We start from the raw sequence: 26,015 nt of genomic DNA, 5'->3' as shown, positions 1-26,015 counted from the left end.
ACAGCATGGAGAACAGCATGTCCGCCGCCCCTACCCTGCAAAGCTTCATCGCCGGCCGCTGGATCGGCCAGCACGGCGCCCAGGCCCTGCGCAGCGCCCTCGACGGCCACGTCCTGGCCTACAGCCACGAAGAACGCCCGGACTTCGCCGAAGCGGTCGATTTCGCCCGTGTCCAGGGCCTGCAAACCCTGCTGGCCATGGACTTCCAGCAACGCGCTGCGCGCCTCAAAGCTTTGGCGCTGTACCTGGCCGAGCGCAAGGAACAGCTCTACGCCTTGTCCCATCACAGCGGCGCCACCCGCGCCGACAGCTGGATCGACATCGAAGGCGGCAACGCCACGCTGTTCGCCTATTCGAGCATGGGCCGCCGCGAGCTGCCGTCGGGCAATCTGGTGCATGAGGGCCCGGCGATTCCGCTGGGCAAGCAAGGCCACTTCGCCGGCAGCCATATCCTGGTGCCGCGCACCGGCGTGGCCGTGCACATCAACGCCTTCAACTTCCCGATCTGGGGGATGCTGGAGAAGTTCGCCCCGACCTTCCTCGCTGGCATGCCGTGTATCGTCAAGCCGGCCACCTCCACCAGCTATCTGACCGAAGCCGTGGTGCGCCTGATGAATGAATCGGGCCTGCTGCCGGCCGGCAGCCTGCAACTGGTGGTCGGCAGCACCGGCGACCTGCTCGAGCGCCTGCAGGGCCAGGACCTGGTGACCTTCACCGGCTCCGCCGACACCGCTGCCAAGCTGCGCGTCACGCCGAACCTGGTGCGCAATTCGGTGCCGTTCAACGCCGAAGCCGACTCGCTCAACTGCGCCATCCTCGGCCCGGACGTGAACCCCGACAGCGAAGAGTTCGAGCTGTACATCAAGGAAGTGGCGCGGGAGATGACCACCAAAGCTGGGCAGAAATGCACGGCGATCCGCCGTGCCATCGTCCCGGCCAGGCACATCGACGCCGTAGCCACTCGCCTGCGCGAACGGCTGCGCAAAGTGGTGGTCGGTGATCCGTCGGTCGAGGGCGTGCGCATGGGCGCCCTGGCTTCCCACGAGCAGCAGCGCGATGTCGGTGAACGCGTACGCATGCTGCTGGACAGCTGCGACCAGCTGCTGGGCGCCAGCGATGGCTTCAGCCCGGTCGGTGACGGCGTGGCTGAAGGCGCGTTCTTCGCCCCGACCCTGCTGCTGGCCCGCGACCCGCACGCCGAGGGCGGCGCCCACGATATCGAAGCGTTCGGCCCGGTCAGCACGCTGATGGCCTACGACGACCTCGACGAAGCCCTGGCCCTGGCGGCTCGTGGCAAGGGCAGCCTGGTGGCGACCCTGGTCACCGCCGATCGCACGGTGGCAGCCAAGGCCATCCCGGCCGCTGCTGCCTGGCACGGGCGCCTGCTGGTGCTCGACAGTGAAGCGGCCAAGGAATCCACCGGCCACGGCTCGCCGCTGCCACAACTCAAGCATGGCGGCCCAGGCCGCGCTGGCGGCGGTGAAGAGCTCGGCGGCCTGCGCGCGGTCAAGCACTACCTGCAACGCGCCGCGGTGCAGGGTTCACCGAGCATGCTGATGGCGGTGACCGGCGAATACGTGCGTGGCGCCGAGGTAATCGAAACCGAGGTACACCCGTTCCGTCGCCACTTCGATGACCTGCGCATCGGTGAGTCGTTGCTTACTCACCGGCGCACGGTGACCGAGGCCGACCTTGTGAACTTCGGCTGCCTGTCGGGCGATCACTTCTACATGCACTTCGACGAGATCGCGGCGAAACAGTCGCAGTTCGGCAAGCGCATCGCCCATGGCTATTTCGTGCTGTCGGCGGCGGCCGGGCTGTTCGTTTCGCCGGGTGAAGGGCCGGTGCTGGCCAACTATGGCCTGGATACCCTGCGCTTTATTACCCCGGTGGGGATTGGCGACACCATCCAGGCGCGGTTGACCTGCAAGCGCAAGATAGACCAGGGCAAGACCAGCCCCCAGGGGCAACCGCAAGGGGTGGTGGCTTGGGATGTGGAGGTGATCAATCAGGATGGGGAGCTGGTGGCGAGTTATGACATTTTGACGTTGGTGGTGAAGCGAGGGGTTGAGGTGGGGTGAAGGCCACTAGGTGTTCGCCGGTGTTTTTTCCGCGCCTTTGAGATCGAGCGCCGCGCGGGCGGCGCTCGATCTTGAGGGCGCTACAAACCTGTCGCCATGCACTCTACCGCCCACATGCAATCACGCATGCACACTCCACTGCGTGCTATCCGCCGCAATCGGCAAATCGTCGATGGCCTGGATCAACCCACAACGCAGCGCCTCCTCCGGCCCCAGAATCCGCGGGTAAGCCATCAAGTAGCGCGGCACATCCAGCGCCTCGCTGCCCCCTGCGGTCCGCTCGACAACAATCTGCTCATACAACCGCAGGTCGTAATCCAGGCTCATGGCGTACTCGGCCATGCGCGCATGGTCCACCGAGCCGTGCAAGGTCCAGTGGAAGGGATGGAACAGGAACTTGCTCAGCGCACAGGCAGTACGGTGGCTACCGGCAAGGAAGATGATGTTGCCCATCGACTCCACCGTGCCGAGATTGTGGGTGTGCACCGGCACCGGCAGGCTGCGCAGGAAGTTATACAGGGTGAAGCCATAACTGCACTCCCCGCCCATGGTGGCGATGTTCAGCTGCAGCAGCTCGGCGCCTTGCTGCAGGGCGCGCGAGCAAGTGTTGATCAGGTTGCCGCAGGTGGACGAGTTGATGGGGCCGGTGTAGTGGATGATGTGCCTGGCCATAAGGGGGCTCCCGGTCGTTCGGGTTGCTGGATGGCTGATCCTGCGCGATGTCCTGCTAGCGGTGGAGGCGTGAGGCAGGGGCAAAGTTCCATGGCCTCGCTGGCCAGCAGGGGGGACGGTTGTAATGTGCGGAGCGCTCCCAGACGTATCGACTCGTGGGAACGTGCCATGCATGGACTTTTTTGCCTACCCGCAGCCTGTGTGCCTGCAGCACCGGGCAGTCAGGCCGGGTCACCAGGAACCTTCACCATCTGTTTTCGCGTGTAGGACCTTTTACTCTGTCTCTGGCTGATCAGCTAATGGAGACAGACCATGGACATGCAACTTGAGAGTGTCATAGATGGGGTAATAGGCCATGCTTTGTACCCGTACATTGGCGTTCAAGACGCATACTTTACAGACCAATCTGTAAACATCACATCAGTCGTTCCTGACATCTTGAAGTTTAAGCCCTGCCTGCTGAGCAGGTTCGCACTTTATGGTGCCTCCCCACCTGGTTTTGCCGCGGTTATTTCATTAAATGCCAATGGCACACCTACAATACCTACGACTAATCTCCTGGGCGTACCAGAAAGTTCCCACATCGCCGAAGCCTCAGCACCTAATATCGTTCAATCGCAGTGATACCTAAATGGCTGCAACATTAGAACCCATTGCGCATACAGCCTGCTGGATATGCACCATATATATTTAATCAGCCAAACAAAATAAGCATCAACGAGCAGCAAAACCCTGAACTTCGGCAACTGGCTGTAGATGCCCTGGCGTAATCGCTACACCCCCTTATAAAGACTTGACCTATTACGCACCGCACCAGCGGCAACGATTGCTCACACCCTTTTCACAGAAGAGAAGAAATGTCAGACCCCATCATTGAAACCTCCCAAACACCTGAACTGCCCTTCAACACGGGCGGCATTCACACACAAGCCGGCAACTTCCTCTCGGCCATGCAATCAGCGGTCGACCCACGAACGGGCCAGTTCAACCTGTTCTTCAACATCGAATTGGGTATCGCCAATAACCTTGGCGGCCCTTCCCTGCCCTTCACCCTGGCGTTCAGCAGCCTGGGTTCGCATCGCAACCAAGGCTTTGGCCTGGGCTGGTCGCTGCTGGTCAGCGAACTGTCACTGGCACAAGGCGCCCAGGCGCTGCGCCTTGGCACGGGCGAACAGTACGCAGTTCAGGCCGTCGTGGACGGCCAGCTGACGTTTCGCGACTACAAGCTGCATGCGCTGCGGGTAGTGCGTACTGACGATGGCAGTTATCGGATCACTCACAAAGACGGCCGTATCGAGGTCCTCAAGCAGGTCAACGGCAGCGGCCCCTATGTGCTGCATGAGCTGCGCAGCGATGCAGGCCGGCGGCTGCACCTGCAGTGGAGCTCGGCCAACGGTGTCAACTTCCTCAGGGAGATCACCGACGACAACCAATGCGTGCTGGCCCGGCTCGACCGCAGCGGCACTTCACCTAGGTTGCTGCTCGCACCGGGTACTGCCGAAGAAGCGGTTTACGTCTTCGAACAAGCGAACAGCCGCCTGGCGAAGTTGCACCTGCCTGAAGTCGAAATGCCTTTTGCCTTCAGCTATGAGGCTATAGATGTCGGCAACGGCCAGTCGCTGCTGTTCCCCAAGGAAGTCGGCGGCCCGCTTGGCGCCACCGACAAGTTGTTCTGGAGCAAGACCGCTGGGGACTCGCATCGCCTGCCCAGCGGCGCGCCGATCAGTTTCCTGCCACGCGTGTTGCGCTGGGAGCACACCGACAGTGCGGCATCAGGCACGCTGTCGTATAGCTACGCCTGGATGGGTGCCTACAACTACCTCGGCTTTGGCAGCCAGCTGGGCTTCCAATGGGAATCGGGCCGCGACAACCTCTACAAGCTGCGTGAGCGCTACGAATATTCCGTCACTGAAACCCAGACCAACTCAAGCGGCTCGATCAAGCAGACCGTACAGCGTCACTGGGATCGCTACCACCTGCAAACCCTCGAGCGCCGCCGCTCCGGCGACCATGAAACCCGCGTCGACACCAGCTACCACGTCGACTACGGCAAATCCTGGGAAGAGCAGGCGGCGTTCTGCCAGTTGCCGCGCCAGGTGACCACCACATTTATCGAGTGGCAGGGCGATACCGTCAAACGGGAACGCAGCGAGGTCACCACCTCCACCTTCGACCACTATGGCAACCCACTCGAGTCGGTCCAGGCCAATGGCGTGACGGAGTTCAAGGAGTATTACCCGATCGAAGGCGAGCCCGGCAGCGCGCCTGAAGATGGCCTGGACATGGTGCGCCGCTTGAAACTGCACAGGGTTACACCGCCCGCACCGGCCCACGGTGCCGCGCCGGTCATGGTCACCCGCTACACCTATGCCGCGTTGCCTTCGCTGATCACCGGCGACCCCGCCCTGCAACTGGTCGAGCGCGAGCAACTGGAGGACGAAACGGCCGGAGCCGTGGTCGAAACTACCGACAACTCGTACATCGATACGGTTGGCCCGCACTACGCCCGCCTGGCCAGCGCCACCAAGACTGTGGCAGGGCGGCCGATCGCCACCCGCCATACCTACAGCATCGAGCCCGTAAACGGCGTGGCGACACTGCTGACCACCACCGTGATCGAAGGTGACGAGGCGGATCAAACCCAGCACATGCGCACCAGCACCGCCCGCTCCCTGGTCAGCGGCCGGACCCTGCGCGAGACCAGTGCTGCAGGAGTGCACGCCGACCACGCCTACGACAGGCTCGGGCGCGTGGTAAGCAGTGTCATCGCCAGCGGTACCGAATATGAAGTGACCCGCACCTCTGCCTACCACCTCAGCGACGCATTCGTCATGCAACATGCCCCACGCGTGCCGAGTATCGACGGTTCCAGCCTGCTCTTGGCCAGCGTGGGCCATGAAGAGCAGGACGCCACTGGCCAGCGCAAGCGCACCTGGCTCGACGGCGCCGGCCGCACGGTATGGGTAGAGCTCGAAGACCTCGATCACCCGGCTGCACCTTTTCGCTGCATGAGCCGCATCGAGTATGACGCCCTGGGGCGTGAAACCTCGCGCAACGAAACGGACTGGGCAGCCGACGGCCAGCCGCTGTTCAGCCCGACCAGCACCACCAGCTACGACCACTGGGGCAACGTTGCACAGGTGACTGCGGGCAATGGTGTGACCACCTACACCGTGCACGACCCGATCGCCCAGACCGATCAACGTTGGCAATCCGCCCAGGGCAAGGCAGGCAGCCTGGAGATCGTGCACAAGAACCTCAACGGCAGCCCGTTGAAGACCGAACACTATGACGACGGTGGCGGCGACCCTGACAAGCGACGATTGGTGCGCACAACCTACCAGCTTCGCGATGGGTTGGACCGTGTCATCGAGCAGAGCGTCGTACCCGCCATCGGCGTGGGTAGCAGCACCCGCACCACTTACGACGCGTTCTCTCGTGTCGTCGAGCGCCTTGAAGCCGGCGATTCACAGTCCCGCAAGACCCTCTGGACCTACGCCCCACACAGCAACGGCGAGCACCCCACGTCGGTGGCCATGCAAACCGTGGAGAACCCATGATGAACAACTATGCACAACCCGTGACCATGGGTCGCCAGCAGTTCGACGGCCTCGGCCGCCCGCTGAGCATCCAATGCGCAGGCCGCATCACTGAACATCACTACGCCGCAGGCCAACTGCAACCCACCCACAACATCCTCGCCGACGGCAAGCGTGTGGATTTCCGTTACCTCAAAGCGTTGGAGAACCTGGTCGAACAGATTCTCCCTGCTGGTGAAAGCGCCCACGGCTTCAGCTATGACCGCACCCTGGGCACCACCATCTCGGCCAGTGGCCCGCTGGGCGTTCAGCAGATGACCTTCACCGCTGCCGGCAAGCCGCAGACCGACACCTGGACGGTCGATGGCCAGGCGCATGTCACCACCTGGCGCTATAGCCTCGGCGGTCTGCAGCTGGGCTTCGAAGACGCCGCCGGCGTGGACCACCAGCGCGCGTTCGACAGCGCCGGCCGTCTGCAACGGATCACAGTCGGCAACGTCACCAGCGAGATCGGCTACGACGCGTTCTCCCGCCCGCACACTTACACCACCCGTGACACGGTCAGCGGTACCCGCCTGACCCAGACCCTGACCTATGACGGCCTTGGCCGGGAGCATACCCGTACTTATGACGCCGTGGTTGAGGGTGAGTCCAGCCGCAAGGTGCAGACGCTGACCTACACCGACCTCGACCAGCTCAAGAGCCGCCATTGGGACGACAGCTCGGTGCAGGGCGAGGAGCGCTTCACCTATGATCGCCACGGCCGGTTGAACACCTACGAGGCCGACCTCGCGGTTGCGCCGAAGGATCCCTTCGGTAACCTGGTGGTCAAGCAGGTATTGCGCCTGGATGCACTGGATTGCTATATCGACGTGGTCTCGACCTTCGCCGACAACAGCAGCGATACCGCGACCTTCGAGTACCAAAACAGCAGCGACCCAACCCAGGTCACCCGTATCACTCATACCCATGCCAGCTGGCCCAGGCAGATCGACCTGGCCTATGACGCTCGCGGCCGCCTCGAGCGTGACAGCCTGGGCCGCGTGCTGACCTGGGATGGGCAAGACCGCCTGCTCAGCGTCAGCTACCAGGGCCAGACCTGCACCTACGGGTATGACCCAGCTGGCAACTTGTGCGACCGCCGGGTCGATGGCCAACTCACCCGCAGCTTCCACAGCGCCAAAGCCCTCACCCACGAACTGCGCGGTGAAGAACAATTGCGCCTGATCGGCGAAGCTGGCCAGCTGTTCGCGGTCGATCGGCTGGCCGCCGGTGTTCACCGGGCCACGCTGCTCGGCTGCGATGCCCAGGGCAGTGTGCGGCTGGAGGCCGATGAGGAGTTGCGCCAGTACCACTACACGGCCCACGGGGCCGATGCAGGCCCATCGCAGAGCTCCGCCAACCCGTTCGGGTTTGCAGGCGAGCGCCGTGAGCCGCTGACGGGCTGGTATATCGCGGCAGGTTACCGGCCCTATGACCCAGTGCTGATGATTTTCCTCGCGCCCGATAGCGCCAGCCCCTTCGGGCGGGGCGGGCTTAACCCCTACACCTATTGTGGTGGTGACCCGGTCAACCGTTTCGACCCGGACGGGCACAGTTGGATGAAGTGGCTAGGTATCGGGTTGGCTGCTCTGGCGCTGGCGATGACTGTCATTCCGATCCTCGCACCGATAGGCATGGCTGTTGCCACCGGGGCATTTACCGCTGGTGCTGCAGGTGCAGGGGTAACGGCATCGCTTGGCGCTGGACTTGGCGCTGGACTGGTTGCCGGCATCACATCGGTATCGACAGTAAGCGGGGCAATGGGCGCGATTGCAGCCGTGGCCAGCACCGTCAAGCTTGCAACGAGCATCACCATATTGGCGATGAATGATCCCGACGCGAAAGCGTCAAAGATTCTCGGCTATGTGGACATGGCCGCGGGGATCGTGGGTGGGGCAGCCTCGGCCGTCAAAGGCGGTATCGCGATCAAAGATGTGATCAGTACCTCTTTCAAGGAGGTGGGCAGCATGGCCGATGCATCCGCCGCTATTGCCTCCACCATCACGACGCTCAGCACTACCACGATGACTATCAACAACGTGGTTTATTCCGATACAGAATCGAACTTTGACACACTTTTGGACCAATCTACCCCAGTGAGCAATTACTCCACAGGAGCCAGACAAATCGGGCCCCAGGTCGAGCAGGCAAGCGCCACCCGCAAGCCTTCTCTTCCAAGCATGCAACGGGCCGAGACAGGGCCCGCCCAGCGAGTAGCCGAAATCATCAGCCGGCCGCAGATGCCATCGACGCTCGAAAAGCGTGGTCGAGCCGCAAACGGTGATAAACAACCTATCAGCCGTCAGTTCCAGTAACTTGGTCACATTGCAAGGCAGTGCCAGGTCGCCCTGGCACTGCACGGCCCTACTTACGAGCGGCCACCTTTGCGCCCGGACTCGGGGCTGTGACGGTTATCCCCGCCGGTGCTTTGCCCACCTTTACGCCCGGCTTCGGCGGCTTTGTCGCGGTCATTGGCGAAATTCCCTGGATTCTTGCTGCCACCCTGGTGGCCCATCTTGTCGCTGTCCTTGCCCATCCGGTCATTGTCTTTGTTAGCCATGATCATCAACCTCGTTTGGCTTGGGGATGCACGGTTGCGTGCCGTACATGGTGTGGGAGTACGGCGATAACGGCGGATTCGGTTTATTGCGGATTCATCGGACCGGTGGCGCTAAACAAGCGACGACGGTGTATTTGGTGCACAAGCAGTTTCGGCCAATCGCGGGGCAAGCCCGCTCCCACAGACCCGCGACACACCTGTTGACCCCTCCCATGAATGTACTTAATCTTTGCGCAACCTACCGATCGGTAGGTTTATTTTTGTCCAATGGATTCTGCTGTCATGCCCACCCACTCGAACCTGCGCTTCGCCGCCTCCCTCGCCTTGATCGGCGCCCTCGGCCCTTCGGCCATCGACATGTACCTGGCCAGCCTCCCACAAATGGCTCGCGACTTCGGCACCGGCTATCCCCAGGTGCAACTGACCCTGACCGTGTTCCTGCTGGCCATGGGCGCCGGGCAGCTGCTGTTCGGCCCGTTGGTGGATGCGCTGGGCCGGCGTCGGCCGTTGCTGGTGGGGTTGCTGGTGTTCACGCTCACCTCGCTGGCCGCGGCGGCGGCCAACTCACTGGAAACGCTGCTGCTGGCCCGGCTGATCCAGGGCCTGGCCAGCGCGCTGACCCTGGTGGTGATCATGAGCATGGTGCGCGACGTTGCCGACGGCGTACGGGCGGCACAGATCTTCGCCCTGCTGATGACCATCGAAGGCCTGGCACCGATCCTCGCCCCGGCGCTGGGCGGCGTGGTGGATGCGGCCTGGGGCTGGCGGGCGATCATGCTGGTACTCGCTGGGCTCGGCCTGTTGACCCTGCTCAACTCGGCCCTGGCGCTGGGTGAAACCTTGCCCGTCACGCAGCGCGTGCGACTGGCGCCCCGTAGCGTGCTGCGCACTTATGCGCGCATCGCCCGTGACGGTACTTTCCTGCGCCCGGCGCTGGCGCTGTCTGCGGTGTTCTTTTTCCTGTTCGCCTACATCGCTGGCTCTGCCTACGTGTACCAACAGTATTTCGGGCTCACCAGCACTCAGTTCGGCATGCTGTTCGGCGCCTGTGGCGTGGCCATTCTGCTGGGTGCTGCTGGGTCCGGCTTGTGGGTGAAGCGCCACGGCGTAGCCCGGGTGGCTTGGTGGGGCGCGCTGTGCATGGGGGCGGGTGCACTGCTGACGGCAGTGGGCGGCGGCTTGCCGGTGCTGCTGGGCGGCGTGGTGCTGGCACTGTTCGGCCTGGGCATCTGCGAGGCCACGCTGATGGCCCTGGCGATGTCCTCGCAACACCGCGATGTCGGCTCCACCGCCGCGCTGCTCGGTGCCCTGCAACTGGTGATCTCGTCGAGCGCCACACCTCTTGCCGGGCATCTGGCGACCCTCGGCCCGCAGGCCTGGGCCTGGTTGTTGGCCGCAGCCGCCGTGGTCATCCTGGGTTTGACCCGCGCCGCCCTGGCAAAGACAATCAGCGCCTCGAACTGCAGCGTCAACCCGGAGTGACCACCTTGAAAGCCCTGACCCCTTCCGCCGCGCGCATTTGCGACCACGCCGTCGAGCATTTTGCCGAGCATGGCTACGACGGCTCGTCGCTGAACGAAATCGCGGCCCAGGCGGGCATGCGCAAGGCCTCGCTTTATGCGCACTTCGCCAACAAGGATGCGTTGTTCGTGTGTGCCTTCGAGCGTGCCCTGGCCGAGGAGACTGCCTATGTCGCAGCCGGGTTCGGCCATGAGGCCGCCGGCCGCGAGGCGCCGGGGCACTGGCATCCGCTGCACCTGGCAGAACGTTACGCGGGCTCGGCCAATTTGCGCTTCGTGCTGCGCAGCGCGTTCCTGCCGCCGGCGCCGATACGCTCGATCGTGACCACCGGTTTTGAGGAATATCTGGAGCAGATTCGCCTGGGCTTCTGCCAGGCCCTGCGCGAGCGGCATGCCTGGGCACGCAGCGATGGCAACAAGCTGGAGCTGTATGGGGATGCTTATCTGGGGATCATCGACAGCCTGCATGTGGAGCTGCTGTATGCGAACCCGGCGGTGTATGCGCGGCGGGCGGCATCGTTGTTGAAGATTCTGGATGATTCGTTGGGGTTGGCGGGGTGATGGGGCGTCTGTCGGGGGATTGGGTGGAGGCCACCAGGTGCCAGGCGACAGTCTTGCAGCGCTCTCAAGATCGAGCGCCGCCCGCGCGGCGCATCGCTGGCAAGCCAGCTCCCACAGTTTGTTTCGGGCCAATTATTCCTGATGTTTCATCGCTATACGCCTTGTTTGCCCGACTCGATTTCGATGTGGGCGTTAAACGCCCTGCGCCAGACTCAAGACATGCACCACGGCGGGCAGCGGTACCCTCACAGGCATAACTGGCCCGAAACAGATGTGGGAGCTGGCTTGCCAGCGATGCGCCGCGCGGGCGGCGCTCGATCTCAAGAGCGCTGCAAGACTGTCGCCTGGCACCTAGTGGCCCACATGCAATCTCAAGCCATACCCCTACCCCCTCACGGCTGAATCTTCTTCAACTCATTAAGCAACCCCATCAACTGCTCCAGCTTGTCCGCTCCGAACTGGCGCTGGATCTCCTGATAATTGCGCTCCATCTCCTCGCTCATCGCCAGGAACGCCTGCTGCCCGCGCACGGTCAAGCTGATGAAGATCCGCCGCTGATCCTCCGGCGACTTGCGCCGCCCCACCAGCCCATCGCGCTCCAGGCGCTTGAGCACGCCGCTCATGCTCGGCTTGAGAATGCACGCCAGGTCCGCCAACTGGTGGCTCTCCAGCTCGCCCTGCTGGCGCAGGATGCGGATCACTCGCCATTGCTGTTCAGTCAAATCATGGGCATTGAGCGCCGGGCGGAAGAACGCCATGGTCGCTTCACGGGCCTGCAGCAGGGTCAATGTCAGGGAGGGTCTTGGGATGGTCATCGGGCTCAGCTGGTTTTATTAAGATATTAATGAAGTGAAATACATTTGTACCCGGCCTGTCCAGCCCCTGTGAAAAGTACCAGCGCTCCTGGCTAACGCCCATTCTCGCTGCAACCGGGTCATTGCACGATTGGCTTGAAGCTCAAGGCTTGGAGCTAGTCACTTGATGCAACCATCACCGCAACGCCGCTTGCCGCTGACGGTACTCCCCCGGCGTCATCTGCGCATGGCGCTGGAAGAACCGGCTGAAATACGCCGGGTCCTTGAAGCCCAACTGGTAGCAGATTTCGTTGGCCGAACCGCCCGTATACAACAGCAAGCGCCGCGCCTCCTGCATCAGGCGCTCGAACACCAGGCGCTTGGACGGCAGGTCGGCGATGCGCCGGCACACGTCATTCAGGCGTGCCTCGGTCACGCCCAGTGCCGTGGCGTAGGCCGGCAACGCCCAATGCTCCAGGTAATGGCGCTCGATCAGCTCATTGAAACGGTGGAACAGCTGCAGGTCCTCGTGCCGCGCCGGCATCGCCTCCAGCGAGTTGGCACACAGCCGCAGCAGGCTGATCATCACCAGCCGCGCCAGGTCCTGCAGGGCGGTGCCCTGCCCCGCCTGGCCATGGCCGACTTCGCTGCCGAGCAGGTCGAACAGTTGCTCCAGCCGATGCGCCTCTTCCAGCGCCGGCCCCTGCAAATGCCCCAGGGCAACACACGCAGGTTGCAGGCGCGGCGCGCTGATCAGCCCGGGCTCGGCTTCCAGCAGCTGCCACACCAGCTGCTGGCGCACGGTCAGCACATGGCCATCGGCGTCGGCCTCGGTGACAAAGGCATGGGGGATGGTCGGCGGTGTGAGGAAGAACATCGGCCCTGCCTCGTGGTAGCGCTGTTCGTCGAGGTACACCCGCACGCTGCCAGTTTTCACGTAGTGCACCTGGAAGAAGCGGTCATGACGGTGCACCGGCATGTTGCGGCCAAAAAAGCCGGCCAGGTTGCCAAGCCGGTCGTAGTGCACCTCGCTGTCGCTGTAGCGCTGGTCGTAGACCTGACCGATGTTGATGTTGGGGATCGGCTGTCGTTCTTTCATTGTTGTTCTCGTACCGGTGGAACAGGCCGGGCGATGCATCGTAGCACTGCCCGGCGAGCGGGGAATGCCTTGACGATCGTTAACATCTTAATTATAACGTTAACACATTAACAAAAACGCAATGAAGCGTCCCCGGGCGCTTCGCCTTCCGCAGGAGAAAAGCATGAGCCGTGCCTTGCACGAGGTCGCCACCGGCAGCCTGTTCGGCGTTGCCCTGAACTACCAGGGCCTGCTGCAGCAGCACCTGGCGTCCTTCCATGAAGCGCCGTACCAGCAGCCGCCGGTCAAGCCGGTGCTGTTCATCAAGACCCCCAACACCCGCAATGGCCATGCCCAGGCAGTTACCTACCCTGCGGGAGTCGAGCGCCTGCAGCCCGGCCCGGCGCTAGGGGTGGTAATCGGCAAGGACGCCAGCCGGGTAACCGTCGAAAACGCCCTCGAGCACGTGGCCGGCTACACCATCGTCAACGAGTTCAGCCTGCCCGAAGACAGCTATTACCGCCCGGCCGTCAAGGCCAAGTGCCGCGACGGCTTCTGCCCGCTGGGGCCGGAGCTGGTACCGGCGGCGCAGGTGGGCAACCCCGACGCGCTGGGCATCCGCCTGTGGGTCAACGGTGAACTGCGCCAGTACAACAACACCGCCAACTGCGTGCGCAGCGTGGCCCGGTTGATTGCCGAAATCAGCGAGTTCATGACCCTGCATGCTGGCGATGTACTGATTACCGGCACCCCGGAAGGCCGCGTCGATGTGCTGCCCGGTGACCGCGTGACCGTCGAGATCGACGGCCTCGGCCAGCTGACCAACTCCATCGTCGCCGAACAAGGACTCGCCCCATGAAGCACGCCCGTATCCAGTTCGACGGCCAGGTTCACGCCGTCACGGTCGAAGATGACCACCTGCGCCTGGCCGATGGCCGCCTGGTCCATCAAGACCAGGTGACCTGGTTGCCACCGGCCACCGGCAGCATGTTCGCCCTGGGCCTGAACTACGCCGACCACGCCGCCGAGCTGGCCTTCAAGCCGCCCACCGAGCCGCTGGCGTTCATCAAGTCGCCCGGCACCTATACCGGCCACGACCAGGTCACCTGGCGCCCGGACAACGTCAAGTACATGCATTACGAGTGCGAGCTGGTGGCGGTGATCGGCAAGCCGGCGCGCAACGTCAAGCGCGAGGACGCCCTCGCCTACCTGGCCGGCTACACGGTGTGCAACGACTACGCCATCCGCGACTACCTGGAGAACTACTACCGGCCCAACCTGCGGGTGAAGAACCGCGACGCCACCACCCCGGTCGGCCCGTGGATCGTCGACGCCGCCGATGTGCCGGACCCGTCGAACCTGACGTTGCGCACCTGGATCAACGGCGAGCTGAAACAGCAAGGCACCACCGCCGACATGATCTTCGACATCCCCTACCTGATCGAATACTTCTCCAGCTTCATGACCCTGCAGCCCGGCGACATGATCGCCACCGGCACGCCGGAAGGTCTGGCCGACGTGGTGCCAGGCGATGAAGTGGTGGTGGAAGTGCAAGGCGTCGGCCGCCTGGTCAACCGTATCGTCAGCGAAGCCGAGTTCTTCGCCCGTAAAACCCAAGAGGCATGAGCATGATCAAGCACTGGATCAACGGCCGCGAAGTCGAGAGCCGTGACACCTTCATCAACTACAACCCAGCCACCGGTGAAGCCATCGGCGAAGTGGCCAGCGGCGGCGCCGAGGAAGTCGCCCAGGCCGTGGCCGCGGCGAAAGAGGCCTTCCCGAAATGGGCCAACACCCCGGCCAAGGAGCGCGCCCGGCTGATGCGCCGCCTCGGCGAGCTGATCGACCAGAACGTGCCGCAACTGGCCGAGCTGGAAACCCTCGACACCGGTCTGCCAATCCACCAGACCCGCAACGTGCTGATCCCCCGCGCCTCGCACAACTTCGATTTCTTCGCCGAAGTGTGCACGCGCATGGACGGCCACACCTACCCGGTCGACGACCAGATGCTCAACTACACCCTGTACCAGCCGGTGGGCGTGTGCGGGCTGGTGTCGCCGTGGAACGTGCCGTTCATGACCGCCACCTGGAAGACCGCGCCATGCCTGGCGCTGGGCAACACGGCGGTGTTGAAGATGAGCGAGCTGTCGCCGCTGACCGCCAACGAGCTGGGCCGCCTGGCGGTCGAGGCCGGTATCCCCAACGGTGTGCTCAACGTGATCCAGGGCTATGGCGCTACCGCCGGCGATGCCCTGGTGCGCCACCCGGACGTGCGCGCCATCTCCTTCACCGGCGGCACCGCCACCGGCAAGAAGATCATGCAGACCGCGGGGCTTAAAAAGTACTCGATGGAGCTGGGCGGCAAGTCGCCGGTGCTGATCTTCGAAGACGCCGACCTGGACCGTGCCCTGGATGCCGCGCTGTTCACCATCTTTTCGCTCAACGGCGAGCGCTGCACCGCCGGCAGTCGCATCTTCATCCAGGAGAGCGTGTACCCGCGCTTCGTCAGCGAGTTCGCCGCCCGTGCCCGGCGCCTGATCGTCGGCGACCCGACCGACCCGAAAACCCAAGTCGGCTCGATGATTACCCAGCAGCACTACGACAAGGTCACCGGCTACATTCGCATCGGCATCGAGGAAGGCGCACGCCTGGTGGCCGGTGGCCTGGAGCGCCCGGCGGGCCTGCCGTCGCACCTGGCCAAGGGGCAGTTCATCCAGCCCACGGTGTTCGCCGATGTGAACAACCGCATGCGCATTGCCCAGGAAGAGATCTTCGGCCCGGTGGTGTGCCTGATCCCGTTCAAGGACGAGGCCGAGGCGCTGCAGCTGGCCAACGACACCGAATACGGCCTGGCCTCGTACATCTGGACCCAGGACATCGGCAAGGCGCATCGTCTGGCCCGGGGCATCGAGGCCGGGATGGTGTTCATCAACAGCCAGAACGTGCGTGACCTGCGTCAGCCGTTTGGTGGGGTGAAGGGTTCCGGGACTGGCCGCGAAGGGGGACAGTACAGCTTCGAGGTGTTTGCCGAGATCAAGAACGTGTGTATTTCCATGGGCAGCCACCACATTCCGCGCTGGGGCGTCTGACGCCATCGCGGGGCAAGCCCGCTCCCACGAGGTTAGCGTGGGAGCGGGCTTGCCCCGCGATGGTGTTGCAGCGAATCAAGCCAGGGCTGGCTGCGCCTGGTTCTCCGGATGCAACGGCAGCAACGGCGAGTGCGGGTCGTTGTCGATCGACGCACGCCACACATCGATCCACGCCGCGTTGTGCTCGGCCCAGACCTGCCCGTGCAGGCGCGACAGCGCCACCGGGTCGCTCAGCAAGGCCAGGCGGGTGTTGCCGTCCAGGCCTTTGGGGCCCACTTGCAGCGCCTTGGCCACGCGCTCGTCACGCAGGGTTTCGATCGCCGCGGACTGACCATGGCGCGCTGTGGCCATGGCGCAGGCCAGGGCGTTCTGGCGCGGGTCGACCACGGCGCGGACGAAGCCGTCGTGCAGGGCGTGCCAGCGGTTTTCGTGGGTGTACTGGTCGGTGGCCAGCAGCTCCTGTGGCGTGGCGTATTCCTCGGGGATGAGGAACAGCTTCTCGTCCTTGGCCGCCAGGCCCAGGCGCGTGCGGCTGGAGATCACCGACACCGGGATCGACAGCAACAGCGAGCCCACGATAGGCGCCAGCCACCACAGGAAGCTCGGGTTCAGCCAGGCCACCAGGGCGGCCCAGGCAAAGCCCAGCAGGGTCTGCGGGCCGTGGCGACGCACCGCTTCGCTCCACGGCGTGGAGTCGTCGTCACGCTGCGGCGAGTTCCAGGTCGCGGCCCAGCCGAGGAACGCGGCCAGTACGAAACGGGTGTGGAAGATCATCCGCACCGGCGCCAGCAGCATGGAGAACAGCATCTCCATCAGCATCGACAGGGTGACCTTGATGCGCCCGCCGAACTCGGTGGCGCCCTTGGCCCAGATCAGAATGACGCTGAGCAGCTTGGGCAGGAACAGCAGCACGATGGTGGTGGAGAACAGCGCGATGGCTTTCTCCGGGTGCCACTGCGGCCAGAGCGGGTAGAGCTGGAACGGCTCGATGAAGTACTGCGGCTCCATCAGGGTGTTGGTCGCCAGCAGCGCGGTCGACAGCACAAGGAACAGGAACCACAGCGGTGCCGACAGGTACGACATCACCCCGGTGAGGAACACCGCACGGTGCACCGGGTGCATGCCCTTGACCAGGAACAGGCGGAAGTTCATCAGGTTGCCGTGGCACCAGCGGCGGTCACGCTTGAGCTCGTCGAGCAGGTTCGGCGGCAGCTCTTCGTAACTGCCCGGCAGGTCGTAGGCAATCCACACGCCCCAGCCGGCGCGGCGCATCAGCGCGGCTTCGACGAAGTCGTGGGAGAGGATGGCCCCTGCGAAGGCGCCCTTGCCGGGCAACGGCGCCAGGGCGCAGTGCTCGATGAACGGCTTCATGCGGATGATCGCGTTGTGGCCCCAATAGTGCGACTCGCCCAGCTGCCAGAAGTGCAGGCCGGCGGTGAACAGCGGGCCATACACGCGGGTGGCGAACTGCTGCATGCGCGCATACAGGGTGTCCATGCCCGAGGCTTTCGGCCCGGTCTGGATGATGCCGGCGTCCGGGTTGGCCTCCATCAGGCGCACCAGGCTGCTCAGGCACTCGCCGCTCATGACGCTGTCGGCGTCGAGCACGACCATGTACTTGTACTCGCCACCCCAGCGACGGCAGAAGTCGTCGAGGTTGCCGCTCTTGCGCTTCACGCGGCGACGGCGGCGGCGGTAGAAGATGCGGCCGAAGCCCTTGGCCTCACGGCACACGTCCAGCCAGGCCTGCTGTTCGGCCACGGCGATGTCGGTGTCGTTGGTGTCGCTGAGCACGAAGAAGTCGAAACGGTCGAGGTTGCCGCTGGCAGCCACCGACTCGAAGGTGGCGCGCAGGCCGGCGAACACCCGTGGCACGTCTTCGTTGCAGATCGGCATCACCAGCGCGGTACGCGCCTCGGCGGGGATCGGCTCGTTGCCGGCACTGCTGCCGGAAATACGGTACTTGTCACGCCCGGTGAGCAGCTCGAGGAAGCCCATCAGCGCGGTCCAGAAGCCCGCCGACACCCAGCAGAACAGGATGCCGAAGAGGATCAGGATGGAAGTCTGCAACGCATAGGGCCACACCTGCACCACGGTGTCCCACAGCGGCTGGTGCAGCACTTCCTCGAGGTCGACGAACGACCAGCCCTGGTACGGCAGGATGCCCTTCATGTACCAGCCGGCGACGATGGTCTGGCCGATCATCAGGGTCAGCAGGATGTAGCGGCGGATCGAGCCGACCGTGCGCCAGCGCGCCGGCGGCAGCTCGCGCTTGGGCGGCTGCGGGGCGTTGGTGCGGCCGGTCATGCGCCGCCACATGCGGATCAGCACATTGGTGCGCCACGGCTCGGGCACGACCTTGGTGCGCTTGATCGGCGGGGCGATCTTCAGGCACAGCCGCCCGCTGCCGTCGACGCCGAGCATCTCGGCCTCTTCCAGCTCGGCGGCGCTGCCTACGGTAAGGCGTGAACCCACCGAGGCCTGCACGGCCTCGGCGGTGCCGGCAGCCGGGTTGGCCGCCAGACGTTGGTGCAGCTCGTTGAACGAGGTGCAGCTGGCGAGTTCCGCGCGCTGCTCGTCGCTCAGAGGGAGGTGGGCCAGGTATTCGCCAAGCGATTCCGGCCTTGCGCTTGAGTTACTCATCGGCAGGCAACTGATAGCTCCAGGTCTCGGTCAGCACTTTTTCGGTGGTGGCCGGGGTACCGGTGGTGGATGCCGCGTCGGCGGCGGGTTGCTCGGCCTTGGCTTTCTCGGCCTTGGCCTGGGCGTGCTTGGCCGCAGCCTTGTCCTGTTTGGTTTCCTTGGCGGGCTTCGGTTGCTCGACCGGAACGTCACGCAGCAGTGCAGCGCGCATCTCGGTGGACTTCTTCGGATCCTGCACCTTCAGGCGCAGGGTGAGACGCCAGCCTTTGGTCTCGGGGTTGTAACGCAGGTTGTTCTCGACCACTTCGGCGTTGTCGCCGACGCTGACCTGGCTGCGCAGGGCGGTGTCTGCCGGCAGTGCCGCCAGGTTCGGCCCGACGAAATCGACCAGCAGGGCGACGCTGCCGTCGGTCTGACGGATCAGGTTGGACTGCTTGACGTCACCGGCGGAGCGCAGGGTCTGCTTGACCCAGCCCAGTTCCTGGGAGTGCAGCTGGTCTTCCTTGATAGTCCAGCGCAGGCGGTAGTCGTATTCGAACGGTTTGCCTGGCTCAGGCAGGGTTTCCGGGCTCCAGAACGCAACGATGTTGTCGTTGGTTTCGTCGGCGGTCGGGATCTCGACCAGGTCGACGGTGCCTTTGCCCCAGTCGCCTTTAGGCTCGATCCAGGCGCTCGGACGCTTCTCGTATTCGTCGTCGAGGTCTTCGTAGTCGCTGAAGTCGCGCTGACGCTGCAGCAGGCCGAAACCACGCGGGTTCTCGACACTGAAGTTGCTCACGGCCAGGTGTTTCGGGTTGTTCAGCGGGCGCCACAGCCACTCGCCGTTGCCGGCATGGATAGCCAGGCCTTCGGAGTCGTGCAGGGCCGGACGGTAGTTCATGATCTTCGACGGCTGGTTGGGGCCGAACAGGTACATGCTGGTCAGCGGGGCAACGCCCAGGCGGCTGACGTGGTCACGCAGGTAGACGCGCGATTTGACGTCGACCACGGTGTCGTCACCCGGACGCAGGGTGAGCTTGTAGGCACCGGTGGAGCGCGGCGAGTCGAGCAGCGCGTAGATCACCAGGTGCTTGTCGGTCGGCTTCGGCTTCTCGATCCAGAACTCGGTGAAGCGCGGGAATTCTTCGCCCGACGGCAGTGCGGTGTCGATGGCCAGGCCACGGGCCGACAGTCCGTAGCGGTGGCCCTTGCCGACCACGCGGAAATAGCTGGCGCCCAGCAGGGTCATGATCTCGTCCTGCTTGTCGGCCTTGTTGATCGGGTAGAGCACCCGGAAGCCGGCATAGCCGAGGTTCTTGGTGGCCTCGGGGTCATGCGGCACGTCGCCGAACTCGAAGCGGCTCGGGTCGTACTTGATCTCTTCGACCTTCTTGGCGCTGATCTGGTTGATCTTGACCGGCGTGTCGAAGTGCATGCCCTGGTGGTAGAACGAGAGCTTGAACGGCGTCTTGTCCTTGGCCCACTCGGCTTTTTCCTGCAGGAAGCGGATCTTCTGGTAGTCGGCGTACTTCATGTCGCGGAACACCGGCGGCAGGTTGCTCTTCGGTGCCTCGTACTTCTGGCCGGCCAGATCCTTTGCCTTGGCTGCAACATCATCCAGATTGAATGCCCACAACTGGCCCGCGCTCATCAGGCCGACCAGCGCAACGCCGGCGAGCATCGCCTTGCGTAGCCGAGTGCTGGGGATTCTTGGTGCAAAACTGGGGCTTACAATCACGAGCAATCCTCGCCGAAAACAGATCATGAAACCAACGGCCAGCGACCAATGCCGGGTTGGCGAGCACTGTTCGGACCCCGTGAGGGCGTAATGATTCCCCAAACGGATCCAGACAATACTCGGGTCAAAGTGAAACGAACCTGCGAACGCAGGTTCAAGCAGCGCGCGATTATCCAGCAGGTCGCGTTACAACGCATCAGGCTGGAGAAACTATTTATCGTACAAAACCCCTTGTTTTCCTACAAACAAGGGGTTTTTTGACCTCATATTTGTAACATAAATGTTACCGGGCCATCATTGACCAGATGCACCTGCATGTCTGCACCGAAGCGACCGCTGGCCACCACGGGGTGCTGGCGCTGTGCCTGCTGCAAAAGATAGTCGAAAAGCTCGGCGCCGAGCGCAGGTGGCGCGGCGGTCGAAAAGCTCGGGCGCATGCCATTGCGGGTATCGGCCGCCAGGGTGAACTGCGACACCAGCAGCAAGCCGCCGCCGACATCCTTGAGCGAGCGGTTCATCTTGCCCTGCTCGTCACTGAATACCCGGTAGTTAAGCAGCTTGTGCAACAGCTTGTCGGCCAGCTCGGGCGAATCTTCAGGCTCGACCGCGACCAGCGCCAGCAGGCCCTGGTCGATGGCGCCGACGATCTCGCCGGCCACTTCGACCCGCGCGCCACGCACACGCTGGATCAACGCTTTCATGCTTCTTCCAGGGGCAGATCGAGCAGGCGACGGGCCATCTGGTCGGCGGCGCGCACCAGGGCATCGGTGATGCCGGGCTCGGAGGCGGCGTGGCCGGCATCGCGAATCACCTTGAGCTCGCTGTTGGGCCAGGCCTGGTGCAGCTCCCAGGCGTTGTCCAGCGGGCAGATCACGTCGTAGCGGCCATGCACGATCACTGCCGGCAGGTGGGCGATCTTCGGGATGTCGCGGATCAGCTGATTTTCTTCGAGGAAGGCGTTGTTGGTGAAATAGTGGCATTCGATACGGGCGATCGACAGCGCGCGCTGCGGCTCGGAGAAGCGGTCGACCACCAGCGGGTTCGGGCGCAGCGTCGCGGTGCGGCCCTCCCAGGTCGACCAGGCCTTGGCGGCGTGCATCTGGGCGATCTGGTCGTTGCCGGTGAGGCGCTTGTGGAAAGCCTTTACCAGATCGCCGCGTTCTTCCGGCGGGATCGGCGCGATGTAGTCCTGCCAGTAGTCGGGGAACAGGCGGCTGGCGCCTTCCTGGTAGAACCAGCTGATTTCCTGCGGGCGGCACAGGAAGATGCCACGCAGGATCAGGCCGTGTACGCGCTCGGGGTGGGTCTGGGCGTAGGCCAGGGCCAGGGTCGAGCCCCAGGAGCCGCCGAACAGCACCCATTTGTCGATGCCCAAATGCTCGCGGATACGCTCGAGGTCTTCGACCAGGTGCCAGGTGGTGTTGTTCTCCAGGCTCGCGTGGGGCGTGGAGCGGCCACAGCCGCGCTGGTCGAAGGTGATGATGCGGTACAGGTTGGGGTCGAAGTAGCAGCGGCTCTGGGCATCGCAACCGGCGCCCGGGCCGCCGTGGATGAACACCACCGGCAGACCTTCCGGCGAGCCGCTTTCATCGACATACAGCACATGCGGCGCTTCCACGGCCAGATCGTGCCGGGCGTAGGGTTTGATCTGCGGGTAGAGGGTCTGCATTGCGCACTCCGTGTGAGGAATTATTCTGCCGTTGGGCATCATAAACCTGAATTGCGCGCAGAGCATGTGTCCGTGTGAAACGTCGGGGTTTTGGGGGTGCTGGTGATGGGGGGATGCCTGGGTGGGCATGGCTTGATATTGCGTCAGGGCTGCTAGGTGTTCGACAAGGGATCTTCAGCGCCCTCGAGATCGAGCGCCGCCCGCGCGGCGCTTCGCGGGTAAACCCGCTCCCACAGTTTGTTTCGGGCCAGTCTTTCCAGTGCCATCACCTGGTCCGCCTTGTTGGTACGACTCAGTTTCAGTGCGGGCGTTGCCGCCGCCCCGCATGGCTCAAGACATGCACCAAGGCAGGCGCCGGTACTTTCACAGGAATAATTGGCCCGAAACAAACTGTGGGAGCGGGTTTACCCGCGAAGCGCCGCGCGGGCGGCGCTCGATCTCATAGGCGCTGCAAGGGTCATGGCGAACACCTGTTAGCCCTGACGCGGTCGAACGCCCTACCCTCGCGAACCACCCCGGTACCGCTCCTCACCCCACGCCAGCACAGTCTCCAGCAGGCGCTTGAGCACCACCTGCGTCGGCTGCGCCAAATCTTCGCGATAACCGAACGGCTCCACCTCATTCATGTAGGTGCACTGCCCCAGCTCCAGTTGCACCGCATGGATGTGATTGGCCGGATCACCATAGTGGCGAGTGATGTGCCCGCCCTTGAAGCGGCCGTTGAGCACATGGCTGTAGGCCGGGAACTCGGCGCAAACACCCTGCAGCCGCTCAGCCAATACCGGATCGCAACTGGCACCATTGAAGGTCCCCAGGTTGAAGTCCGGCAACTTGCCGTCAAACAGGTGCGGAATCACCGACCGAATCGAGTGCGCATCCCATAGCAACGCATAACCGAATTCCTCACGCATCCGCGCCAGCTCGCGACGAATCGTGTCGTGGTACGGCCGCCAGATCTGCTCCAGGTACACCGCCCGCTGCTCAGCACTGGGCGCCTGGCCCTCCTTGAACAACGGCTCCCCCTCGAACAGCGTCGCCGGATACAACCCGGTGGTAGCCCCGGCGTACAGCGGCTCGTCGTCATCCGGCCGGTTCAGGTCGATGACGAACCGCGAATACTCCGCCGCCACCACGCTCGCCCCCAACTCGCGGGCAAAGTCGTACAACTGCGGAATATGCCAATCGGTGTCGGGCAGGCTGCGCGCCGCGTCGACCAGGCCATCCCGCACGGCGTCGGTCAGACCAAGCCCGGCATGGGGCATGCTGATCAACAACGGCAGGCGGCCCTGGTGGAAACTCAATACCTTGTCCATGTCGCCTCGCTCAGTGGGTTATCTCGTGGCCCAGGCGCACCACGCGCTTGGGCAGGTCGCCGCCGAGCCAGTAGCTGAGGTCGGCGGGGCGTTCGATCTGCCAGGCGACGAAGTCGGCCACCTTGCCGGCTTCCAGCGTGCCATGGCTGTCGCTCAGGCCCAGTGCGGTGGCGGCATGCACGGTAACGCCAGCCAGCGCCTCTTCCGGGGTCATGCGGAAACAGGTGCAACCCATGTTCAGCATCAGGCGCAGTGACAGCCCCGGCGATGTGCCTGGGTTGAGGTCGCTGGCCAGGGCGATCTTCACCCCATGGCGGCGCAGGGCATCCATGGGCGGCAGCTGGGTTTCACGCAGGAAGTAGAAAGCCCCCGGCAGCAGCACGGCGACGGTGCCGGCCTCGGCCATGGCGATGGCGTCTTCCTCGGTCATGAACTCCAGGTGGTCGGCCGACAGTGCCTGGTAACGCGCCGCCAGGCTCGAGCCATGCAGCGACGACAGCTGCTCGGCATGCAGCTTGACCGGCAACCCCAGCGCTCGCGCCTTGATGAACACGCGTTCGACCTGGGCCGGGGAGAACGCCAGGTGTTCGCAGAACGCATCCACCGCATCCACCAGGCCCTCGGCCGCCAGCGCCGGGAGCATCTCGTCGCAGATATGGGCGATGTAGTCGTCCGCCCTGCCCGCATACTCCGGCGGCAGCGCATGGGCCGCCAGGCAAGTGCTGCGCACGGTCAGTGGCAGCGCCTCGCCCAGGCGCCGGGCCACGCGCAGCATCTTGCGCTCGTTGGCCAGATCCAGGCCGTAACCAGACTTGATCTCGAGCGTGGTGACGCCATCGCGCATCAGCGCCAGCACCCGCTGCCGGGCACTGGCGAACAGTTCATCCTCGCTGGCCGCGCGGGTAGCCCGCACGGTGCTGGCGATGCCGCCGCCCTGGGCGGCGATCTCGGCGTAGCTGACGCCTTGCAGGCGCTGCTCGAACTCACCGCTGCGGTTGCCACCGAATACCGCGTGGCTGTGGCAGTCGATCAAGCCGGGGGTGACCCAGGCATTGCCCAGGTCCATCGTACGCTCGGCCGCAACCGGCGGCAGTTCACCCCGTGGGCCGATCCATTCGATCAAGCCGTCGTGGGTGACGATGGCCGCGTCCTCGATGATCGAGTAACGGCCCTCGGCCATGGTTGCTGCATGGCAGTGCTGCCAGAGGGTTCTCATTTGCTATCTCCTGAACTAGCGGTGCAGCTCGGCCGCTGCCTGGGCCGACCCGCCCTGCCCTGCGCGCGGCTTGCACCACAGCAGGTAGGAGGCGACCAGGAACACCACCCAGATCACGCCGACGATCAATGCCGCCTGGGTATCCGGGAAGTAACCGAGCACACCGAAGATGAACACCATGAAGGCGATGGCCAGGGCCGGGCCATAGGGCCAGAACGGTACCGGGAACTTCAGTTGCGCCACCTGCTCACGGCTCATGCTGCGACGCATCGCCACCTGGGTGACCAGGATCATCAGCCAGACCCACACGGTGGCGAAGGTGGCGATGGAAGCGATCAGCAGGAACACGTTTTCCGGGATCAGGTAGTTGAGCAGCACGCCGATCAGCAGCGCCGCGCCCATGACCACCACGGTCATCCACGGCACGCCGTGCTTGGACAGCTTGCCGAAGCCACGCGGCGCCTGGCCGTGCTGGGACAGGCCGTACATCATGCGGCCAGCGCCGAAGATGTCGCTGTTGATCGCTGAAATGGCTGCCGAAATCACCACGACGTTGAGCACCGCCGCCGCCGAGCCAATCCCCAGGTTGCTGAAGATCTGCACGAACGGGCTGCCTTGGCTGCCGATCTGCGGCCAGGGGTACAGGCACATCAGCACGAACAGGGTCAGCACGTAGAACAGCAGGATGCGCAGCGGCACGGCGTTGATCGCCTTCGGGATCACGCGTTGCGGGTCTTTCGCTTCACCGGCGGTCACGCCGATGATCTCGATGCCGCCGAAGGCGAACATCACTACGGCGAACGAGGCGATCAGGCCGCTGACGCCATTGGGCATGAAGCCGCCATGCTCGAACAGGTTGCTCACGCCGACGGCGTGGCCGCTGCCCACCTGGCTGAAACCGAAGGCCATGATCCCCAGGCCTGCGAGGATCATCGCGACGATGGCACCGACCTTGAGCAGCGACAGCCAGAACTCCATCTCGCCGAACACCTTGACGTTGCACAGGTTCAGGCCGCCGATCAGGAACACGATGCCCAGCACCCAGATCCAGCGGGCGACTTCGGGGAACCAGAAGCCCATGTAGATACCGAAGGCGGTCACGTCGGCGATGGCGACGATGACCATCTCGAAGGCGTAGGTCCAACCGAGGATGAAGCCGGCCATGGGGCCGAGGTAGGTACTGGCGTAGTGGCCGAAGGAACCGGCCACCGGGTTGTGCACGGCCATTTCGCCGAGGGCGCGCATGACCATGAAGACCGCGGCGCCACCGATCAGGTAGGCCAGCAGCACGGCCGGGCCGGCCATCTGGATGGCCGAGGCGGAACCGTAGAAAAGCCCGGTACCGATTGCCGAACCGAGCGCCATGAAACGGATATGCCGGGCAGATAGCCCGCGGGTGAGGCCTTGAGCTTGTTGCATGTCACGTCCTTATTGTTGTTCTGGTCGTGAGAATGAGGGGGCTGCCAGGCAGCCAATCGCGGGGCAAGCCCGCTCCCACGTGTTACCAGCGTGGGAGCGGGC

At 64.0% G+C, this 26,015-nt stretch carries 20 protein-coding genes; 9 read left to right on the top strand and 11 right to left on the bottom strand.

All coding sequences use genetic code 11. The annotated features are described in order from the left end of the window. Nucleotides 1-17 precede the first annotated feature (17 nt). On the top strand, nt 18-2,081 hold the full coding sequence (gene paaZ / locus RTH46_RS11330; RefSeq protein ID WP_316905717.1) for a phenylacetic acid degradation bifunctional protein PaaZ: 2,064 nt from the start codon (nt 18-20) through the stop codon (nt 2,079-2,081). A gap of 120 nt (nt 2,082-2,201) precedes the next feature. Here paaZ and RTH46_RS11325 read toward each other — a convergent pair whose 3' ends face one another. After that, nucleotides 2,202-2,753, bottom strand: a complete 552-nt coding sequence (locus tag RTH46_RS11325; RefSeq protein ID WP_153785062.1) for an ATP-dependent Clp protease proteolytic subunit — start codon at nt 2,751-2,753, stop codon at nt 2,202-2,204. A gap of 312 nt (nt 2,754-3,065) precedes the next feature. Between RTH46_RS11325 and RTH46_RS11320 the strand changes: the two genes are divergently transcribed. The 3 genes from RTH46_RS11320 (at nt 3,066) to RTH46_RS11310 (ending at nt 8,649) form a co-directional block, all read left to right on the top strand. After that, nucleotides 3,066-3,377, top strand: a complete 312-nt coding sequence (locus RTH46_RS11320) for a hypothetical protein (RefSeq protein ID WP_153785063.1) — start codon at nt 3,066-3,068, stop codon at nt 3,375-3,377. A 233-nt stretch (nt 3,378-3,610) separates the two neighbouring features. Further along, nucleotides 3,611-6,313, top strand: a complete 2,703-nt coding sequence (locus RTH46_RS11315; RefSeq protein ID WP_316905716.1) for a hypothetical protein — start codon at nt 3,611-3,613, stop codon at nt 6,311-6,313. Continuing rightward, nucleotides 6,310-8,649, top strand: coding sequence for an RHS repeat-associated core domain-containing protein (locus tag RTH46_RS11310; RefSeq protein WP_316905715.1), 2,340 nt, complete (start codon nt 6,310-6,312; stop codon nt 8,647-8,649). Before RTH46_RS11315 ends, RTH46_RS11310 begins: the two co-directional genes overlap by 4 nt. Nucleotides 8,650-8,702: 53 nt before the next feature. Here RTH46_RS11310 and RTH46_RS11305 read toward each other — a convergent pair whose 3' ends face one another. After that, complete coding sequence (locus RTH46_RS11305; RefSeq protein WP_153785066.1) at nt 8,703-8,894, bottom strand: general stress protein; 192 nt, start codon at nt 8,892-8,894, stop codon at nt 8,703-8,705. 282 nt (nt 8,895-9,176) lie between these two features. On the opposite strand from RTH46_RS11305, the gene RTH46_RS11300 reads away from it, so the two are divergent. Next, nucleotides 9,177-10,376 carry a multidrug effflux MFS transporter gene (locus RTH46_RS11300; RefSeq protein WP_316905714.1) on the top strand — a complete coding sequence of 400 codons (1,200 nt, stop codon included), beginning with the start codon at nt 9,177-9,179 and terminating at the stop codon, nt 10,374-10,376. A gap of 5 nt (nt 10,377-10,381) precedes the next feature. Next, complete coding sequence (locus RTH46_RS11295; RefSeq protein WP_218575525.1) at nt 10,382-10,975, top strand: TetR/AcrR family transcriptional regulator; 594 nt, start codon at nt 10,382-10,384, stop codon at nt 10,973-10,975. Nucleotides 10,976-11,367: 392 nt separating this feature from the next. On the opposite strand, the gene hpaR is transcribed toward RTH46_RS11295, so the two are convergent. Both hpaR and hpaA read right to left on the bottom strand, forming a co-directional pair. Continuing rightward, complete coding sequence (gene hpaR, locus RTH46_RS11290) at nt 11,368-11,790, bottom strand: homoprotocatechuate degradation operon regulator HpaR (protein WP_110993855.1); 423 nt, start codon at nt 11,788-11,790, stop codon at nt 11,368-11,370. Nucleotides 11,791-11,965: 175 nt separating this feature from the next. Beyond that, nucleotides 11,966-12,868 carry a 4-hydroxyphenylacetate catabolism regulatory protein HpaA gene (gene hpaA / locus RTH46_RS11285; RefSeq protein ID WP_153785069.1) on the bottom strand — a complete coding sequence of 301 codons (903 nt, stop codon included), beginning with the start codon at nt 12,866-12,868 and terminating at the stop codon, nt 11,966-11,968. 163 nt (nt 12,869-13,031) lie between these two features. On the opposite strand from hpaA, the gene RTH46_RS11280 reads away from it, so the two are divergent. Genes RTH46_RS11280 through hpaE form a run of 3 tightly spaced genes read left to right on the top strand, consistent with a single transcriptional unit; the run spans nt 13,032 to nt 15,936 of the window. Continuing rightward, nucleotides 13,032-13,706 (top strand): fumarylacetoacetate hydrolase family protein, encoded by a 675-nt coding sequence (locus RTH46_RS11280; protein WP_316905713.1) that lies wholly within the window; start codon nt 13,032-13,034, stop codon nt 13,704-13,706. Beyond that, the gene (locus RTH46_RS11275; protein WP_316905712.1) at nt 13,703-14,473 is read left to right on the top strand and encodes a fumarylacetoacetate hydrolase family protein; all 771 of its coding nucleotides are present in this window, start codon (nt 13,703-13,705) and stop codon (nt 14,471-14,473) included. The genes RTH46_RS11280 and RTH46_RS11275 overlap by 4 nt, the downstream gene beginning before the upstream one ends. A 2-nt stretch (nt 14,474-14,475) precedes the next feature. Next, the gene (gene hpaE / locus RTH46_RS11270; RefSeq protein WP_153785072.1) at nt 14,476-15,936 is read left to right on the top strand and encodes a 5-carboxymethyl-2-hydroxymuconate semialdehyde dehydrogenase; all 1,461 of its coding nucleotides are present in this window, start codon (nt 14,476-14,478) and stop codon (nt 15,934-15,936) included. Nucleotides 15,937-16,011: 75 nt separating this feature from the next. On the opposite strand, the gene mdoH is transcribed toward hpaE, so the two are convergent. From mdoH to RTH46_RS11235, 7 genes are all read right to left on the bottom strand, one after another. Further along, complete coding sequence (mdoH, locus tag RTH46_RS11265; RefSeq protein WP_316905711.1) at nt 16,012-18,579, bottom strand: glucans biosynthesis glucosyltransferase MdoH; 2,568 nt, start codon at nt 18,577-18,579, stop codon at nt 16,012-16,014. Beyond that, on the bottom strand, nt 18,572-20,296 hold the full coding sequence (locus tag RTH46_RS11260; protein ID WP_279848894.1) for a glucan biosynthesis protein G: 1,725 nt from the start codon (nt 20,294-20,296) through the stop codon (nt 18,572-18,574). The genes mdoH and RTH46_RS11260 overlap by 8 nt, the downstream gene beginning before the upstream one ends. 263 nt (nt 20,297-20,559) lie before the next feature. Continuing rightward, nucleotides 20,560-20,997 carry a D-aminoacyl-tRNA deacylase gene (dtd, locus tag RTH46_RS11255; protein WP_316905710.1) on the bottom strand — a complete coding sequence of 146 codons (438 nt, stop codon included), beginning with the start codon at nt 20,995-20,997 and terminating at the stop codon, nt 20,560-20,562. Then, nucleotides 20,994-21,965, bottom strand: coding sequence for a prolyl aminopeptidase (pip, locus tag RTH46_RS11250; protein ID WP_153787269.1), 972 nt, complete (start codon nt 21,963-21,965; stop codon nt 20,994-20,996). Before pip ends, dtd begins: the two co-directional genes overlap by 4 nt. Nucleotides 21,966-22,462: 497 nt before the next feature. Beyond that, the gene (gene hutG / locus RTH46_RS11245) at nt 22,463-23,278 is read right to left on the bottom strand and encodes an N-formylglutamate deformylase (protein ID WP_316905709.1); all 816 of its coding nucleotides are present in this window, start codon (nt 23,276-23,278) and stop codon (nt 22,463-22,465) included. 10 nt (nt 23,279-23,288) lie between these two features. Beyond that, on the bottom strand, nt 23,289-24,494 hold the full coding sequence (gene hutI / locus RTH46_RS11240) for an imidazolonepropionase (protein ID WP_316905708.1): 1,206 nt from the start codon (nt 24,492-24,494) through the stop codon (nt 23,289-23,291). Between the two features lie 15 nt (nt 24,495-24,509). Then, nucleotides 24,510-25,913, bottom strand: coding sequence for an amino acid permease (locus RTH46_RS11235; RefSeq protein ID WP_279848886.1), 1,404 nt, complete (start codon nt 25,911-25,913; stop codon nt 24,510-24,512). Between the last annotated feature and the right edge of the window lie 102 nt (nt 25,914-26,015).

This window comes from Pseudomonas sp. zfem004 (assembly GCF_032621715.1).
Taxonomy (GTDB): Bacteria; Pseudomonadota; Gammaproteobacteria; order Pseudomonadales; family Pseudomonadaceae; genus Aquipseudomonas; species Aquipseudomonas sichuanensis.
This window is presented reverse-complemented; position numbering and strand designations above follow the sequence as displayed.

Excerpts from the sequence above, each read along its gene's own strand:
- RTH46_RS11325 (WP_153785062.1), bottom strand. The coding sequence starts at position 2,753 with ATGGCCAGGCACATCATCCACTACACCGGCCCCATCAACTCGTCCACC.
- dtd (WP_316905710.1), bottom strand. The coding sequence starts at position 20,997 with ATGAAAGCGTTGATCCAGCGTGTGCGTGGCGCGCGGGTCGAAGTGGCC.
- mdoH (WP_316905711.1), bottom strand. The coding sequence starts at position 18,579 with ATGAGTAACTCAAGCGCAAGGCCGGAATCGCTTGGCGAATACCTGGCC.
- hpaR (WP_110993855.1), bottom strand. The coding sequence starts at position 11,790 with ATGACCATCCCAAGACCCTCCCTGACATTGACCCTGCTGCAGGCCCGT.
- RTH46_RS11275 (WP_316905712.1), top strand. The coding sequence starts at position 13,703 with ATGAAGCACGCCCGTATCCAGTTCGACGGCCAGGTTCACGCCGTCACG.
- RTH46_RS11310 (WP_316905715.1), top strand. The coding sequence starts at position 6,310 with ATGATGAACAACTATGCACAACCCGTGACCATGGGTCGCCAGCAGTTC.
- RTH46_RS11315 (WP_316905716.1), top strand. The coding sequence starts at position 3,611 with ATGTCAGACCCCATCATTGAAACCTCCCAAACACCTGAACTGCCCTTC.
- hutI (WP_316905708.1), bottom strand. The coding sequence starts at position 24,494 with ATGAGAACCCTCTGGCAGCACTGCCATGCAGCAACCATGGCCGAGGGC.
- hpaA (WP_153785069.1), bottom strand. The coding sequence starts at position 12,868 with ATGAAAGAACGACAGCCGATCCCCAACATCAACATCGGTCAGGTCTAC.
- paaZ (WP_316905717.1), top strand. The coding sequence starts at position 18 with ATGTCCGCCGCCCCTACCCTGCAAAGCTTCATCGCCGGCCGCTGGATC.
- RTH46_RS11305 (WP_153785066.1), bottom strand. The coding sequence starts at position 8,894 with ATGGCTAACAAAGACAATGACCGGATGGGCAAGGACAGCGACAAGATG.
- pip (WP_153787269.1), bottom strand. The coding sequence starts at position 21,965 with ATGCAGACCCTCTACCCGCAGATCAAACCCTACGCCCGGCACGATCTG.
- hpaE (WP_153785072.1), top strand. The coding sequence starts at position 14,476 with ATGATCAAGCACTGGATCAACGGCCGCGAAGTCGAGAGCCGTGACACC.
- RTH46_RS11320 (WP_153785063.1), top strand. The coding sequence starts at position 3,066 with ATGGACATGCAACTTGAGAGTGTCATAGATGGGGTAATAGGCCATGCT.
- RTH46_RS11280 (WP_316905713.1), top strand. The coding sequence starts at position 13,032 with ATGAGCCGTGCCTTGCACGAGGTCGCCACCGGCAGCCTGTTCGGCGTT.
- RTH46_RS11300 (WP_316905714.1), top strand. The coding sequence starts at position 9,177 with ATGCCCACCCACTCGAACCTGCGCTTCGCCGCCTCCCTCGCCTTGATC.
- hutG (WP_316905709.1), bottom strand. The coding sequence starts at position 23,278 with ATGGACAAGGTATTGAGTTTCCACCAGGGCCGCCTGCCGTTGTTGATC.
- RTH46_RS11235 (WP_279848886.1), bottom strand. The coding sequence starts at position 25,913 with ATGCAACAAGCTCAAGGCCTCACCCGCGGGCTATCTGCCCGGCATATC.